This is a genomic window from Pseudoprimorskyibacter insulae, from assembly GCF_900302505.1.
GTDB lineage: Bacteria > Pseudomonadota > Alphaproteobacteria > Rhodobacterales > Rhodobacteraceae > Pseudoprimorskyibacter > Pseudoprimorskyibacter insulae.
In genome coordinates, this window is sequence record NZ_OMOJ01000002.1 from 742,121 (window position 1) to 757,060 (window position 14,940).

At 58.8% G+C, this 14,940-nt stretch carries 14 protein-coding genes; 6 read left to right on the plus strand and 8 right to left on the minus strand.

The window, feature by feature from the left end; translation table 11 throughout:
* Positions 1 to 145 precede the first annotated feature (145 nt).
* From hisS to PRI8871_RS09070, 4 genes are all read left to right on the plus strand, one after another.
* A complete protein-coding gene (gene hisS / locus PRI8871_RS09055; RefSeq protein WP_108885848.1) occupies positions 146 to 1,618 on the plus strand; it encodes a histidine--tRNA ligase in 1,473 nt (490 codons plus the stop codon).
* Entirely contained in the window at positions 1,615 to 2,700 is a 1,086-nt protein-coding gene (locus tag PRI8871_RS09060) for an ATP phosphoribosyltransferase regulatory subunit (RefSeq protein WP_108885849.1), read from the plus strand. The genes hisS and PRI8871_RS09060 overlap by 4 nt, the downstream gene beginning before the upstream one ends.
* Positions 2,697 to 3,389, plus strand: coding sequence for an ATP phosphoribosyltransferase (gene hisG / locus PRI8871_RS09065; RefSeq protein ID WP_108885850.1), 693 nt, complete (start codon positions 2,697 to 2,699; stop codon positions 3,387 to 3,389). The genes PRI8871_RS09060 and hisG overlap by 4 nt, the downstream gene beginning before the upstream one ends.
* Before the next feature lie 76 nt (positions 3,390 to 3,465).
* Positions 3,466 to 4,347 carry a DUF1353 domain-containing protein gene (locus PRI8871_RS09070; RefSeq protein WP_108885851.1) on the plus strand — a complete coding sequence of 294 codons (882 nt, stop codon included), beginning with the start codon at positions 3,466 to 3,468 and terminating at the stop codon, positions 4,345 to 4,347.
* Positions 4,348 to 4,390: 43 nt separating this feature from the next.
* Here the strand turns inward: PRI8871_RS09070 and yghU are convergent, their stop codons facing one another.
* Positions 4,391 to 5,257, minus strand: a complete 867-nt coding sequence (yghU, locus tag PRI8871_RS09075; protein ID WP_108885852.1) for a glutathione-dependent disulfide-bond oxidoreductase — start codon at positions 5,255 to 5,257, stop codon at positions 4,391 to 4,393.
* 108 nt (positions 5,258 to 5,365) lie between these two features.
* Complete coding sequence (locus tag PRI8871_RS09080; RefSeq protein ID WP_108885853.1) at positions 5,366 to 5,797, minus strand: DUF1489 family protein; 432 nt, start codon at positions 5,795 to 5,797, stop codon at positions 5,366 to 5,368.
* A 183-nt stretch (positions 5,798 to 5,980) separates the two neighbouring features.
* On the opposite strand from PRI8871_RS09080, the gene PRI8871_RS09085 reads away from it, so the two are divergent.
* Positions 5,981 to 8,266, plus strand: a complete 2,286-nt coding sequence (locus tag PRI8871_RS09085; protein WP_108885854.1) for an adenosylcobalamin-dependent ribonucleoside-diphosphate reductase — start codon at positions 5,981 to 5,983, stop codon at positions 8,264 to 8,266.
* Between the two features lie 169 nt (positions 8,267 to 8,435).
* On the opposite strand, the gene PRI8871_RS09090 is transcribed toward PRI8871_RS09085, so the two are convergent.
* The 5 genes from PRI8871_RS09090 to PRI8871_RS09110 form a co-directional block, all read right to left on the minus strand.
* The gene (locus PRI8871_RS09090; protein WP_146188667.1) at positions 8,436 to 8,840 is read right to left on the minus strand and encodes a hypothetical protein; all 405 of its coding nucleotides are present in this window, start codon (positions 8,838 to 8,840) and stop codon (positions 8,436 to 8,438) included.
* On the minus strand, positions 8,797 to 10,272 hold the full coding sequence (locus PRI8871_RS09095; RefSeq protein WP_108885856.1) for a TniQ family protein: 1,476 nt from the start codon (positions 10,270 to 10,272) through the stop codon (positions 8,797 to 8,799). The genes PRI8871_RS09090 and PRI8871_RS09095 overlap by 44 nt, the downstream gene beginning before the upstream one ends.
* Positions 10,273 to 10,509: 237 nt before the next feature.
* Positions 10,510 to 11,070 carry an ImmA/IrrE family metallo-endopeptidase gene (locus PRI8871_RS09100; RefSeq protein ID WP_108885857.1) on the minus strand — a complete coding sequence of 187 codons (561 nt, stop codon included), beginning with the start codon at positions 11,068 to 11,070 and terminating at the stop codon, positions 10,510 to 10,512.
* A gap of 27 nt (positions 11,071 to 11,097) precedes the next feature.
* Positions 11,098 to 11,442, minus strand: coding sequence for an ImmA/IrrE family metallo-endopeptidase (locus PRI8871_RS09105; protein WP_108885858.1), 345 nt, complete (start codon positions 11,440 to 11,442; stop codon positions 11,098 to 11,100).
* Positions 11,442 to 11,756 carry a helix-turn-helix domain-containing protein gene (locus PRI8871_RS09110; RefSeq protein ID WP_108885859.1) on the minus strand — a complete coding sequence of 105 codons (315 nt, stop codon included), beginning with the start codon at positions 11,754 to 11,756 and terminating at the stop codon, positions 11,442 to 11,444. Before PRI8871_RS09110 ends, PRI8871_RS09105 begins: the two co-directional genes overlap by 1 nt.
* A gap of 55 nt (positions 11,757 to 11,811) precedes the next feature.
* Between PRI8871_RS09110 and PRI8871_RS09115 the strand changes: the two genes are divergently transcribed.
* A protein-coding gene (locus PRI8871_RS09115; protein WP_108885921.1) for an IS5 family transposase occupies positions 11,812 to 12,569 on the plus strand; the annotation gives its coding sequence in 2 pieces (ribosomal slippage) (positions 11,812 to 12,133 and positions 12,133 to 12,569; 759 coding nt in all).
* A 19-nt stretch (positions 12,570 to 12,588) separates the two neighbouring features.
* Here PRI8871_RS09115 and PRI8871_RS09120 read toward each other — a convergent pair.
* Positions 12,589 to 14,343, minus strand: coding sequence for a PHA/PHB synthase family protein (locus PRI8871_RS09120; RefSeq protein ID WP_108885860.1), 1,755 nt, complete (start codon positions 14,341 to 14,343; stop codon positions 12,589 to 12,591).
* Positions 14,344 to 14,940: the final 597 nt, after the last annotated feature.

Here is a 14,940-nt window from a genome sequence, read left to right on the forward strand (position 1 = left end):
GGTGCGGGCTGTCCATCTGTCCCGGTACAGGATGGCTGTGATTGACGCACCTGCGCAGATTTCCTTGGCCAATGGGCGCGATTGCTTGTTTCGGCAGGTCGGAGGCGCTAAACGGGCGGCGCATTGACAAGGATGGACCTACTCCATGGCAAAAGTGAAGAAAGCCCCCCGCCCCAAGGCGCAAACGCCCAAGGGGTTCCGCGACTATTTCGGCACCGAAGTGACCGAGCGCGCGCATATGCTTTCGCAGATTGCCGGGGTCTATCATCGATACGGCTTTGACGCGCTGGAAAGCTCGGCGGTGGAAACGGTTGAGGCTTTGGGCAAGTTCCTGCCAGACGTGGACCGCCCGAACGAAGGCGTGTTTGCATGGCAGGACGAGGACGAAGATTGGGTCGCCCTGCGCTATGACCTGACCGCGCCATTGGCCCGCGTTTACGCCCAGCACCGCAACGATCTGCCGACGCCCTATCGCCGCTATGCAATGGGGCCAGTTTGGCGGAACGAAAAGCCCGGTCCGGGCCGCTATCGTCAGTTCTACCAGTGTGACGCCGATACCGTTGGCGCGCCGTCTGTAGCTGCCGACGCCGAGATTTGCGCGATGCTGTCTGACACGCTTGAGGTCGTGGGCATTCCGCGCGGCGATTACCTTGTGCGGGTGAACAACCGCAAAGTTCTGAACGGCGTGTTGGAAACCATGGGCCTGTCCGACGACGCGCAGCGCGACGCGGTTCTGCGCACCATCGACAAGTTCGACAAGGTGGGCGAAGCGGGCGTGCGCGAATTGCTGGGCAAGGGCCGCTTGGACGCCTCGGGCGCGTTCATCGACGGGGTTGGCCTGTCGGACGATCAAGCCGCACCGGTTGTGGCCTTCCTGACCTCGAAAGGGTCGGATGCGGCCAAGACGCTGGCCAATTTGCGTGATGCGATTGGCGCATCGGCCGTGGGCGCAGAGGGCGTGGGCGAGCTTGAGACCATCGCCGAGCTGCTGGACGCGCAAGGCTACGGCACAGACCGGATTGAGATTGATCCCAGCGTTGTGCGGGGCCTTGGCTATTACACCGGTCCGGTGTTTGAGGCCGAGTTGACCTTTGAGATCCTCGACGAAAAGGGGCGGAAACGTCAATTCGGAAGCGTCGCGGGCGGCGGGCGCTATGACGATTTGGTCAAGCGCTTTACCGGTCAGGCCGTGCCGGCCACGGGCGTTTCCATCGGTGTTGACCGCCTGCTGGCCGCGCTGCGCGAAAAGGGGCGCATCGGATCGACCGCGCAGGGGCCTGTTGTGGTGACGGTGATGGATCGCGACCGCATGGCCGACTATCAGGCCATCGTGGCCGAGCTGCGCAACGGAGGCATTCGGGCTGAGGTGTACTTGGGCAACCCCAAGAACTTCGGCAACCAGCTGAAATATGCGGACAAGCGTCAATCGCCCATCGCGATCATCGAAGGCGGCGAAGAAAAGGCCAATGGCATCGTGCAGATCAAGGATCTGATCCTTGGCGCGAAGCTGGCACAAGAGGCCACCTTGGAAGAATGGAAAGAGCGCCCGTCGCAATATGAAGTGCCGCGCGGCGAACTGGTGGCCAAGGTGCGCGAAATTCTGGGGCTATACGAATGACGCTGGCAAAAACAAAAGCCGAGGCCGAACGCCTAAGACAGGTGTTTGAGGCCGCTGGCGCCCAGACCGTGGATTGCGCGATCTTGCAGCCTGCGGAAACGCTGCTGGATCTTTACGGCGAAGACATTCGCACCCGTGCCTATGTGACCCATGATCCGGCGCAGGGCGAGGTGATGCTGCGCCCGGATTTTACCGTGCCGGTCGTGCAGATGCACATGTCCGGCGGGGCTGAACCTGCCCGATATACCTATTCGGGCGAGGTGTTTCGCCGTCAGGAACAGCACCCCGATCGCAGCTCGGAATATTTTCAGGTCGGCTATGAGGTGTTTGACGGCACCAACCCCGAAGCCGCCGACGCCGAGGTGTTTGCCCGTATCGCTGCGCAATTGGCCGGTGTTGACCTGCGCCCGGTGACTGGTGATCTAGGCATTCTGATTGCTGCCGTTCAGGGGCTGAAGGCGTCTGATCGTCGCCGCGCCGCCTTGATGCGCCACATCTGGCGTCCGCGGCGGTTCCGCGCCTTGATGGAGCGGTTTTCCGGCAAGGCAGCCATTCCGCCCAGCCGGGCCGCACTGCTGAACGCGGCTGATCCCTTTGCCAAGGCTGGCCCGCAGATCGGGATGCGCAGCTGGGGCGAGATCGCCGAGCGGGTCGAGAACCTCAAGGCCGATAGCGCCGAGGGCAATCTGAGCCAGACCGAGTGCGAGATGATCGAAGCCATCGTCAACGTGCGGGAAACCTGCTCATTCGCGCTGGAACAGCTGCGCGATATCGCAGTGGACATGCCGGTGATTCACGATGCCGTCGAACGCTTCGCCCGCCGCTGCGCCGCGCTTGATGCGGAAGGCCAGTCGCCAGATGCCATCGACTTCGAAGGCAGCTATGGCCGCACGTCGATGGAATATTACGGCGGTTTTGTCTTTGGCTTCTATGCCGCGGGCCGCCCTGATCTGCCCCCTGTGGCCACCGGCGGGCGCTATGATGCGCTGACGGCGGTTTTGGGGCAGGGCACCAGCATCCCGGCCGTTGGCGGCGTGATCCGCCCCGGCATCCTGCTGACCGTGAAAGGAGCAGGCGCATGACCGTCAAACTGGGTGTGCCGTCCAAAGGGCGGCTGATGGAAAAGACCTTCGACTGGTTTGGCGAACGCGGCGTGACATTGTCGCGTACCGGGTCTGACCGCGAATATTCCGGCGCGATTGACGGCGTTGACGGCATGGCCTTGGTGCTGCTGTCGGCGGGTGAAATCCCGCGCGAACTGGCCGCCGGGCGCATTCATCTGGGCGTGACCGGCACGGACCTGATTCAGGAAAAGCTGGTGCAGTGGGATCAAAAGGTCGAACCGCTGGCAGAACTGGGCTTTGGCCACGCCGATCTGATTATCGCGGTTCCGTCTTGCTGGGTCGATGTCGATACGCTCGATGATCTGGACGCGGCGGCGGCGGCCTTCCGGGCCAAGCACGGGTTCCGTATGCGGATCGCGACCAAGTACCACCGTTTGGTGCGCGACTACCTGCATCACGGCGGTGTTGCCGATTACCAACTCGTCGACAGTCAGGGGGCCACCGAAGGCACGGTCAAGAACCTGACCGCCGAGGCGATTGCCGACATCACCTCGACCGGGGAAACCTTGCGCGCCAACCACCTGAAGATCCTCAGCGATGAACCGGTTCTGCGGTCTCAGGCGACGCTGCTACGCAGCCGTGTGGCGGAGAAATCCACCGAAGATCGCGAAACCCTGCGCGTTTTGATGCAAAAACTGAAGCTGTAGGTCAGGATTTCGGACTTGCCCTCAGGGGCGAAATTGGCAAAATCTCCGCAGATTTGAGACTCTGCGGAGATTTTTTATGTATCGGATTGCGATGGCCCTGTCTGTTGGGGCGGTTTTGGTGGGCTGTGCGCCCGGTTTCGAAGGCGGCAATAAGGCTCCGGGATGCGAAATGGCATCCGATGGCGCGTGTTTCTACGTCAACAGCCCTGTGCGGCTAAGCTCATCCATCACAACTCTGCCGGGGCGGCCTTACCCGTTCCGCAGCACTTTGGAATCGTTGCAGTTTGTGGACTCTCAAGGCGGCGATTGGTTGGCACCTGAGGCGACGTTGACCGATGGCGCGTCCATTCCTCCGGCGTTTATTGAATCCATTGGATTGCCCAATAGCCCGCAGTTCGTGAATGCCGCCGTCATTCATGATGCCTATTGCGGCGTCGGTAACGAAGAAGGTCCGCGCTACCACACGCGCCATTGGAAGGCCGTACACCGCACCTTCTATGAGGCGCTGCGCGTCGGCGGCACAGATCCCATCGTTGCCAAGGTGATGTATGCGGCGGTTCTGTTTGGCGGTCCGCGCTGGACCCAGATCAAAACAAACGCTGGTCAGGATATCGTGGCACAAGCCGCGCCGTTGACCGGGCCGGGGGCCTTGTCGGAAACGGAACTGTTGTTCCCCGGTCGCCCGGATCTGGCAGGTGTTCCGGTCGAAGAAATGGTCGCGCGGTTTGAACGGATCAAAGACTTTATCGAGCGGAACAACCCGCCTGTGACCATCATTGAAGGCTTTGTTCAGTCGCAAGAGGCCGAGGTCAAAACCGAGTTCGTGTTCTCGCCGCAGATTGGCCCCGAGGATGAGCCGGATGACCATCATTCCGACGCCTATTACGATGAGATCTACTATCAGTTCCTCGATGATCTCGCGGCAAGCTCGGATAGTCTTTCGGCGCTTGGCAAATAGAGGACAAAGAAAAGCCCCGGCGAATGTGCCGGGGCTTTTTGGTTTAGGCGCTGGTCAGCTTGTCTTGGGTCTTGGTGTCAAAGTCCGATGCGTCATGGCGTTCGTGCAATTGCTCATGCGGTTCGCCCGCCAGACGGTTGACCATGCGGCCGCGTTTCACGGCGGGGCGGGCGTCTAGCTGTTCGGCCCAACGCACAAGGTTTTTGTAGCTGGCCACATCCAGGAATTCGCCTGCGTTGTACTGACGGCCAAGGGCAAGGTTGCCGTACCACGGCCAGATCGCGATATCGGCGATGGAATAATCACTGCCCGCAATGAATTCATTTTCGGCCAATTGGCGGTCAAGCACGTCCATCTGGCGCTTGGTCTCCATCGAGAAACGGTTGATCGGGTATTCCATCGGTTCCGGCGCATAGGCGTAGAAATGGCCAAAGCCGCCACCCAGATAGGGCGCGCTGCCCATCTGCCAGAACAGCCAAGACAGAACCTCGGCGCGGGCGGCGGGTTCGGTCGGCAGGAAGTGGCCAAACTTTTCGGCCAAATGCATCAGGATCGCGCCGCTTTCGAAAACGCGGATTGGTTCGTCGCCGGACCGGTCAACCAACGCCGGGATTTTGGAGTTCGGGTTGATGTCGACAAAACCGCTGCCGAACTGGTCGCCCTTGCCGATGCGGATCAGCCACGCGTCATATTCCGCGCCGGTTTCGCCCAAAGCCAACAGCTCTTCAAGCATGACGGTGACTTTCACGCCGTTCGGCGTGCCCTGCGAATAGAGCTGCATCGGGTGCTTGCCGATGGGCAATTCCTTGTCATGGGTCGCGCCTGCAATCGGGCGGTTGGTGCTGGCAAAGGTGCCACCGTTTTCTTTGTCCCAGGTCCAGACTTTGGGGGGCGTATAGGCTTGTGTCATGTCGATGTCCTGTTTGCTGTTGGCTAGAACCTAATCAGACGGTCCAGAATTACCAGAAGCGATGCCCATGCATTCCTGCGCGGGTGTCCATGCGCTGATGCACATGTCTTAAAGCACGCCAATATCCGCCAGCGCCCCGGCCAGTTCGGCAGGCAGCGGATCGTCATTCAGGCGCGAAGCGGTCATATCCTTGGGCGCGTCTTCAACGTTCAGATAGCGCCAGCCTTGGAAGGGGCGACGGGGGGCAATGGTGGTACGGATCAGGTCAGGGGCCAGAACGATGGCGCAGCGGCGAATCCCGTCGGCACCCATCACCTCATCCAATCGGATAATTTTCTGACGGCATTGCACCTGCCCCTTGATAACCCAAAAGATCGAGCCACCATTCAGCACCTCGGCCTCTCGCTTGGGCCACATACGGGTGACGTGACAGGGCAACCCATCAGCGGTTTGGGCCTGCGGGAGCGCCTGCCACGCGGCCAAATCCTCGGGGTTTTCCGTGCCGACGCTCAACTTGATTAGATGTACAGTCTTGTCCACAGTCTTGTCCACAGGCTTTTCCACCGTTTTACCCACGTAGCCACATGATGTAGTGTTCGCTCTAAAGATAAACACTAGGTATTGGATATTCTGTCAAGAAATAGCATCCACACCATGTTGTTTTCGGAACGTGTTATTAGTATGGATACGGCCTGCAAACAATCAAGAACACGGAATCGCGCCATGACCCGCTTCGCCGCACCGATCGCTGAACAAATCTGGGATATGAAATATCGCTTTAAACAAGCGGATGGCACGCCCAACGACGTGACGGTCGAAGACACTTGGCGCCGAATCGCGCGCTCGCTCGCCTCGGTCGAAAAAGACCCCGAGCTGTGGGAAGGCCGATTCTTCGAAGCGCTGGAAGATTTCAAATACCTGCCCGCAGGCCGCATCACCGCAGGCGCAGGCACCGAACGCACCGTGACCCTGTTCAACTGCTTCGTTATGGGCACGGTCCCCGATAGCATGGGCGGCATCTTTGACATGCTGAAAGAGGCCGCGCTGACCATGCAGCAGGGCGGCGGTATCGGCTATGACTTCAGCACCATCCGTCCTCGCGGCGCGGACGTGAAGGGCGTGGCGGCGGATGCTTCGGGCCCGCTGTCGTTCATGGATGTCTGGGACGCCATGTGCCGCACCATCATGAGCGCGGGCAGCCGCCGCGGCGCGATGATGGCCACCATGCGCTGTGATCATCCCGATATCGAACAGTTCATCACCGCCAAGTCCGACAGCGCCCGTCTGCGCATGTTCAACCTGTCGGTTCTGGTCACCGATGACTTCATGGAGGCCGTGAAGGCCGACGGGTCATGGGATCTGAAGTTTGACGGCAAGATCTATCACACCGTCGAAGCCCGCGATCTGTGGAACAAGATCATGCGTTCGACCTATGATTTCGCCGAACCGGGCGTGATCTTTATCGACCGCATCAACAAGGCCAACAACCTTGGTTATTGCGAAACGATCTCGGCCACCAACCCCTGCGGTGAACAGCCCCTGCCGCCCTATGGCGCTTGTCTGCTCGGATCGATCAATATGGCGCGTCTGGTGTCGAACCCGTTCGAGGCCGATGCCGCGATTGACGAGGGCAAACTTGCCACGCTGGTCGCCACCGCCGTCCGCATGATGGATAACGTGGTTGATGCGTCGCGCTTCCCGCTTGAGGCGCAGCGCCTTGAAGCCCAGAACAAGCGCCGCATCGGCCTTGGCGTGACTGGCCTTGCCGACGCGCTGCTGATGGTCGGTCAGCGCTATGGCTCGGATGAGGCTGCGGCCACCACCGAACGCTGGCTCAAGCTGATCGCCCGCGAAAGCTATCTGGCCTCGGTCGAACTGGCGAAAGAAAAGGGCGCCTTCCCGCTGCTCGACAAAGACGCCTATCTGGCCACCGGCAACATGATGAACATGGATGACGACGTGCGCGCGGCGATTGCCGAACATGGCATCCGAAACGCCCTGCTGACCTCGATCGCGCCCACCGGCACCATCTCGCTTTATGCGGGCAACGTGTCGTCGGGGATCGAGCCGGTTTTTGCCTATGCCTACACCCGTAAGGTTCTGCAAAAAGACGGCACCCGCACCGAAGAAGAAGTCGTCGATTACGCCGTGAAAATGTGGCGCGACAAATTCGGCGACAAGGAACTGCCCGATTACTTCGTGAACGCCCAGACGCTGGCCCCCACCGATCACGTCAAGATGCAGGCCGCCGCGCAGAAATGGATCGACAGCTCGATTTCGAAAACCATCAACTGCCCCGAAGACATCTCGTTTGATGCCTTCAAAGAAGTGTACATGCAGGCCTATGAAACCGGCTGCAAAGGCTGCACCACCTACCGCCCGAACGATGTGACCGGCTCGGTTCTGAGCGTGTCTGAAAACACCGAGAAAACGCCCGCCGAGACCCCGCAACTGGCCAATGAAGCCAGCAACGGTGCCGAGGTGGTCTATATGTCGGACCCCTTCGACCGTCCGCAGACGCTGGAAGGCAACACCTACAAGCTGAAATGGCCCGACAGCGAGCATGCGATCTATCTGACCGTCAATGACATCATCGTCAGCGGCCACCGCCGCCCGTTCGAGGTGTTCATCAACTCCAAAAACATGGAGCATTTCGCCTGGACCGTTGCCCTGACGCGCATGATCTCGGCGGTGTTCCGTCGTGGCGGTGACGTGTCCTTCGTTGTCGAAGAGCTGAAAGCCGTCTTCGATCCGCGCGGCGGCGCATGGGTGCAGGGCAAATACATCCCCTCTATCCTCGCGGCCATCGGCGGCGTGATCGAACAGCACATGATCGCGACCGGTTTCCTTGAAGGCGAAGGCATGGGCCTGAAATCAGACCCCCAAGCGCAAGTCGTCAACCTAGACCAACCCCGCGGCAAAGCCTGCCCGAGCTGTGGCCAGTTCGACATGCAAATGGTCGAAGGCTGCATGACATGCCGCAGCTGCGGCCATTCGAAATGTGGGTAAGGATCTGATCGGGCTGTTTATGAGTGTGTCGTCCGACATCGGAATCAGGGTTTTGCGACAAAAGCTGTGTTTTTGAACCGATGGCTGACAGAACCTGAAATCTGACCCGGAAGAACCAAAAGGGCGGTGCCAACTGGCACCGCCCTCTCTTTGTGAGTGACCGTGTCGACTACTCGGCCAGTGCCGCCTCGACTTCGGCTTTCAGGTAAACTGGACCAAAATCACGGCCGTCTTCACTAAATGTACTGATTCCGGCATCGCGGAGTTTTCGGGCCAGCGACTGCCAGGTCTCTCCCTTCGCCTTTGACAGCAGCCTCAGGGTGGTGAACCGATGATGGAACGCCGCAGCATCCCGCGTTCCGATAAAGCGCTGCATGGCCTTGGTGCGTGGGTTGATCATTTCCGTCGTAGATACGTGACCACTCCGAACCAGTCGGTTCAAGTATACAGGATTACCCAAGCCAACAGTTTTGGCGAACATCTCGAGAGACATGGCCGAGGGCATGTCCTGCGCCAATATCTGGGCGACCTCATCGTGATAAACATGAACCGAGGCGTAGCCTTCGAATTGCACATTCCTTGCGACCACGCTGGATTCGCCCGTTCCAAATTGCCCTGACGATTTCCGCGGGTCGCAGCTTCAATCGTTGCGCGGCTTTGCCGATGGTTTCCCACCCATGTTGCGCTTGCTGGATTGTCTGCGCTCCTACCAGAAGCTGTTCCACGAATGCGCTGCCCTCTCGCGGGTCCCAGACATGCTTGGTTGTTGCATCCTTCAAGCTGGGCTGCAGGACACCGTCCTTCCGCAGCAGATTGAACTGGGACCGCGCGATCCGATGCATTTCGTAAAATTCCTTTGCGGACACGAAGGTCAGCAAAGATGCCATCATCGGCCTCGCTTTTTCGGCATCGAACACGGCCCAATTGTCAGGCAGATCGGCGTCGATCATGTTCGCGGCCTCCAACATCTTGCGTAGACGCCGGATATCGATCCCGGTTTCATTGGCTGCAGTCCGGACAGAATGAAGCTTGCGTTTGGTGACTGGCGCACCCAATAGATCGTCACCCGACCCCAAAGGCCAACTCTCCATCAGCTGCCGTGCCAACACGTCGCGGTAGACCGCAAAGTCAGGATCCTGAACATGCTCTCGCGACAGACGGTCGTACAGGACGGGGAAAACTGCCTTTGGTCCGAGGCGGGGTTCAGCGAGTTGGTTGAGCATGCGCAGCTCTTTGAGGATTGCCTCTTCGCCGTGTCGCGCGGTTTCAAAGCCAAGGTGGTAGCACGCCCAGTCGGATCCCGGCTTTAACTCTGACAGGCGAAGGTCTTGCAACTTGAGAAGAGCGGCGCCCAGCAGACGGCAGAAGACAGCCGCTGCATGCAACGGGTGATCATCCAGCCACGTGGTTGCATGAAGTTGGCCCGCAAGCCTCTGATCAAAACAAATCTCGAAGGCTGTCGGATCCCGTCGTTTGAAAGGAGCATCATCTGCCAGAATGCGATCAGCAATATTGGCAAATTGCGCTGCCGTATCATATCGCACGCTGGGCGCGGCCTCTTTCCACAAGGTCACAAGGGGCCGTTTGTGGCGGATGCAAAGCGTGACGTGATGAATGAGCCAATGCGACCGAAACGTCATGGCGCGGTGCGCAGGTAGGCCAGATTGCTGAACGTCGCCTTGCAGGCAACTCGGACAGCCACGAACCTCGGAGGTCAGCAAAGGCCTCACAGGAAAGAGATGACCGTTGATCTCGCGCTTGGCTTTGCCCGCAGCCAACGGCGTCCAGTAGCCAAGAGCTGAACTTTCCAAGCCGATGATAGCGGCAATTTCATCCAACGTCTCCGGATCTCCCCGCAGCGCCTGAACAAATGGGACCCCGATGTCTTGCCCGAAATCCACCGCTGACACGCCTCCGATCGCCGCAAGACGTGACACAATCGCGAAAGTCGGCTCGCGATCGCGAGCTTCTGTGTACAGAAGAGTGTTGGCAGGGCTTTGCTTCATCCTGCTCAGGTATGAGCCGAAAATTCATCTGTCAAATGTCCAGCGCCGAAAAGCGCGGCGGGCATGGGTTCTGCTGAATGGGGCGTTTTCGAAAATTCGCTGCGCGCGCAAACAGGGCACCGCAAAACTTCAGAAGCGGACTTGGTGCTTGCACGAGCTCTCACATGGTGCGAGACGCTCTGAAGTAACCCCGAGCGAGAGTTATTGATTATATTTACCTGACACAAAGTCCAGAAGTCATGATCTATGATTGAATTGGAATTGATCAAAGGCGTCCCACGGCTCTTCCTCCTCGATATCTCTGACATCAACTGCGTTATCAAACTGTAAGATTGTCAGAGACATGTCCAGAAACTCGGACACTAATGCCAGTTCCCGCACTGGCTCGGACCCGCGGGTGAAGTTCCAGATGCCAGCTGGCCGTTGAACCGGGCGGTCCGAAACAAAACCCCGCTCGTCTGCGCCAATGGCCACCAGCACATCGTCAGGGATCTGCATGCCCGATCGCACGAAAATCCCGCTCTTGAGAGCAGACTTGCTGGCACGCACCCTCATTGCGATACCGTCCCGCGCGACGATCATGACGACCCGCCGGTCCGTGAAATCGATCCACTTCCGGCAGGCGGCCAGCAGCGACACGCCGTAGCGATCGGTGATGTTATTCAGCAGGTCAACAGTCATCTTTTCGTCGTTCACCTGCTCACGGTAGTCATCGAGCGGCATCAGCAGGTAGGAGGCGAAAGTGTCCGCCTCTTCCTCGCGTTGTCGTTCTGCCTCCTGCCAGGCATTCGGCAGCAGCGGTTTGCATTGAAAATCGCAATCGCGCTAGAGGGTTCCGTTCTTGTAATTCCGATCGGACAGGACGGGGCGTTGAAGCTGGTAGTGACCGAACTCATGCGCGATGGTGAAGCGCACGCGGCCACGATATCGGGGGGCGTCGTTATAGACGATGTGCCATTCCGGGCGCTTTCGGTGCGGCCGGAGCATTCCCTCGAGTCCCGGAAGCTCGCCACCCACGATCTTCCCGATAGGGTCCGCGTTGTTGCGGGAGACTTCTCGCGCCAAGGCTTCGACGTCGACCGGAAAGCGGTCTTCGCCCGGAACGTGCCGGAGCATGATCGAGAGCCGGTTTGCCTCTTGCTGGGGCGATTTCTGCTTTCTGTTGGTCATCAATCGTCGTCCAAAGCATCCAGGATACGTCGCAGGCGTTCTTTCTCCGGTGCCGACATCTTCTTGTATTTTCGGAAGAAAGCTATGTCCTCGGCGTTTTCCTCTTCTTTTTCACCGTCACCGGCCAGTAAATACTCGACTGTGGTGTCGAGCGCGGTGGCGATCATGGCCAGCTTCTCGGCCGAGGGGCGAACGACTTCCTTGTTCTCTATTTCCCACATGTAGCTCTTGCTGGAGCCGACCCGCTCGGCGAGTCCCTCCAGGGTCAATCCGCGCTCTCGCCGCTGTTCGCGAACGCGCTGCCCTAGGGTCAGGACCTATTAACTTTTGCAGTCGAGTCTGGATCTGAACGATCCGGAGTTCGACGTGATGAATAATCTATTCTGGCTGACCGAAGCGCAGATGGAGCGCATTCGCCCCTATTTTCCGAAAAGCCGCGGACGGCCTCGCGTCGATGACCTGCGTGTCCTGAGCGGGATTATCTTCATCAATCGCAATGGGTTGAGGTGGTGCGATGCGCCCCGCGAATACGGCCCTCCCAAGACACTCTACAACCGTTGGAAACGCTGGAGCCGGATAGGCGTCTTCGCCCGGATCATGGACGGGCTGGCCTCCGAAAAGGCCGACACCCGGACGGTGATGATTGATGCGACGTATCTGAAAGCGCATCGCACGGCATCAAGCCTGCGGGAAAAAAAGGGGGGCGTGGACGCCTGATCGGCCGTACGAAGGGCGGGATGAACACGAAGCTCCATGCCGTGGCCGACATGAAAGGCCGCCCGATCCGACTGTTCATGACCGCCGGCCAGGTCAGCGACTACACCGGGGCGCATGCCTTGCTCGACAGTTTGCCGGAGGAGAAATGGATGCTGGGCGATCGGGGATATGATGCCGAATGGTTCAGAGAAGCGTTGAAAGACAAGGGCATGAAGGTCTGCATTCCGGGTCGGAAGTCACGCAAGACGCCCGTCAGATATGACAAGCGCCGTTACAAGCAGCGCAATCGCATCGAAATCATGTTCGGCAGACTGAAGGACTGGCGGCGGGTTGCCCCGCGATACGACCGCTGCCCGATCATCTACCTCTCGGCGATCGCACTCGCCGCCACTGTCTTGTTCTGGCTCTGAATGGAAATGAGTCCTGACCCTAGTTGGCTTTCTTTTTGACATAGGTTCCCGGCGCATCGCCCAATCCAGCGTCGACCGGCGTGCGTGCGGGAACCATATCGCCCGATTTCGGCGCAAGCCATTTGTCCCAGCGCGGCCACCATGACCCTTCGTTGAACGTCGCATCTTTCAGCCAGCCATCGGAATCCTTGGCGAGGCTGGTGTTGGTGTAATGGCCGTACTTCTTTTTCGACGGCGGGTTCACGATCCCGGCGATGTGGCCGGATTCAGACACGATAAACGTCTTGTCCTTGCTGCCCATCTTCTGAACGCCGCGATAGCAGTCTTTCCATGCAGCGATATGGTCGGTTTGGGCGGTCACGGCCATCAGCGGTAGGTCAACATCGGCCAGGGTCAGGGTCTTGCCCATCACCTCAAACCCGTCGCCTGCGAATTCATTGCGCTGACACAGGCCGCGCAGATACTGCATGGTCATGCTTCCGGGCAGGTTGGTGCTGTCGCCGTTCCAGAACAGTAGGTCAAAGGCGGGCGGGGTTTCGCCCAGCATGTAGGATTTGATCGCCGGGCCATAAACAAGGTCATTCGACCGCAAGAATGACATGGTGCGCGACATCACCCGCGCGGGCAGCAGCCCAAAGCGGTCCACCTCGACCCCGATGCCTTCGACAAAGTCGTCTTGCAGGAAGGGGGTGAATTCGCCCTGATCCGAGAAATCCGTGAGCGCGGTGAACAAGGTGGCCGAGTTCACAGATGTGTCGCCGGTCTGTTTGAGATAGGCCAAAGTCAGCGACAGGGTGGTCCCGGCGATGCAATAGCCCACCGCGTTCACCTTATCTTGTCCGGTGATCAGCTTGGCGGCCTCAATCCCTGCCAGCATCCCGTCCTTTATATAGTCCTCAAGCCCCGCATCCTTCAGCGAGATATCGGGGTTCACCCAGCTTGCAACGAATACAGTATAACCTTGATTCACCAGCCAGCGGATCAGGCTGTTCTGTGGCTTGAGGTCCAGAATGTAGAACTTGTTGATCCAAGGGGGGAAGATGATGATCGGGATCGCGTGTACTTGTTCCGTGGAGGGCGCGTATTGGATCAGTTCCATCATCTTGGTGCGCAAAACCACCTTGCCCGGCGCGGTCGCAATATTGTCGCCAACTGCAAAGGCGCTGTCATCGACCAGCTTTACCAGCAAAGCGCCGTCATTGGCCTCGAGATCATTCACGAGGTTCTCAAGCCCGCGGATCAGGCTTTCGCCGTCTGTCTCCATTGCGCGGCGCAGGGCTTCGGGGTTGGAGCCAAGGAAGTTGTTGGGCGCCATCAGGTTGGCGATCTGATCGGTAAAGAAGCTAAGGCGGCGTTTTTCCGTCTCGGGAAGGGTATCAAGATCGGCGACCGCTTCACGCATGGCGCTGGACGTCACTTGATACTGACGCTTGAGATAGTTGAACCACGGGTTTGCATCCCATGTTTCATCAGAGAACCGTTTGTCACGGCTCGTGTCCTCTTCTGAGGACAGGGCCGCCGCCCAGGCTTTGAAAGAGTTTTCCCAAAAGCCCAAGGTCTGACCAACTGCGCGGGTCGGGTCCTTCAGGGCTTGTTCCCACCATGCGGCGGCGGTCTTTGCATAAAGATCCGCGCCGGGGGCTTCGATGCCGGGGTTTGGGGTCGGACGCTGCGATAATGCCGTCATTAATCGGAGTGACAGGTTTTGCAGGCGTTCTGCCGTTTCTTTCTGCTTCTGACTCAGTTCCGTCAGATCCAGTGCGGTGTCACTCATGGTCCCCTCCCAAGGATTTGTGTCACACGGCCAAGTCGGCCGCTCCTCCGTGGCGCCAGAAGGCGTAAAATCAACCGTGCATGATTGCGAGGCGTGTGTCCAAGCGAATGTCGGGAATTTGGGCGGAATTTGGCGGAATCAACAAAGCGGAGCGATTGCGAGGCGGGGCGAGTCGAGCCGGGCCGACCGAACACGAGTCGCCTATTTCGGCACGATCAACTGTATATTGTGGTTGGTCGTTTTTGACCCACAAGAGGCTTTGGGCGCAGCAGCCAGATCTACTGTGGTTCCGTGTGAAACTGGTACGTTGATTGCGCTAATATTTCCTTATAATTCTTTTATATTCAGTGGCTTACAAGTTTTTTCAAAGAAAATCGCAAAAACTGCTTGCGGGTGATGTGAGTTAACCGTAGAACCCCCTTCACCGGCGGCGCTGAGGCGCTGCGGGGCGGGTCGGACGGAACGACGGAGCGGTGCTTCGGAGGGAAGTTTGGCAGACAATTTTGAGGCATTGACGGGCGGGCGCGCCGAAAGTTAGGGCGCACTGGTCTGGTTTTTGTCTCTGGAGTTTCGGCTCCGCGCTCTTTGACATAGCTA

What these genes read in the sequence shown, in the direction of transcription:
- PRI8871_RS09105 (WP_108885858.1), bottom strand. Translation starts at nt 11,442, where the DNA reads ATGACCAACAGAAAGCAGAAATCGCCCCAGCAAGAGGCAAACCGGCTC.
- PRI8871_RS09095 (WP_108885856.1), bottom strand. Translation starts at nt 10,272, where the DNA reads ATGAAGCAAAGCCCTGCCAACACTCTTCTGTACACAGAAGCTCGCGAT.
- PRI8871_RS09085 (WP_108885854.1), top strand. Translation starts at nt 5,981, where the DNA reads ATGACCCGCTTCGCCGCACCGATCGCTGAACAAATCTGGGATATGAAA.
- yghU (WP_108885852.1), bottom strand. Translation starts at nt 5,257, where the DNA reads ATGACACAAGCCTATACGCCCCCCAAAGTCTGGACCTGGGACAAAGAA.
- hisG (WP_108885850.1), top strand. Translation starts at nt 2,697, where the DNA reads ATGACCGTCAAACTGGGTGTGCCGTCCAAAGGGCGGCTGATGGAAAAG.
- PRI8871_RS09070 (WP_108885851.1), top strand. Translation starts at nt 3,466, where the DNA reads ATGTATCGGATTGCGATGGCCCTGTCTGTTGGGGCGGTTTTGGTGGGC.
- PRI8871_RS09060 (WP_108885849.1), top strand. Translation starts at nt 1,615, where the DNA reads ATGACGCTGGCAAAAACAAAAGCCGAGGCCGAACGCCTAAGACAGGTG.
- hisS (WP_108885848.1), top strand. Translation starts at nt 146, where the DNA reads ATGGCAAAAGTGAAGAAAGCCCCCCGCCCCAAGGCGCAAACGCCCAAG.
- PRI8871_RS09120 (WP_108885860.1), bottom strand. Translation starts at nt 14,343, where the DNA reads ATGAGTGACACCGCACTGGATCTGACGGAACTGAGTCAGAAGCAGAAA.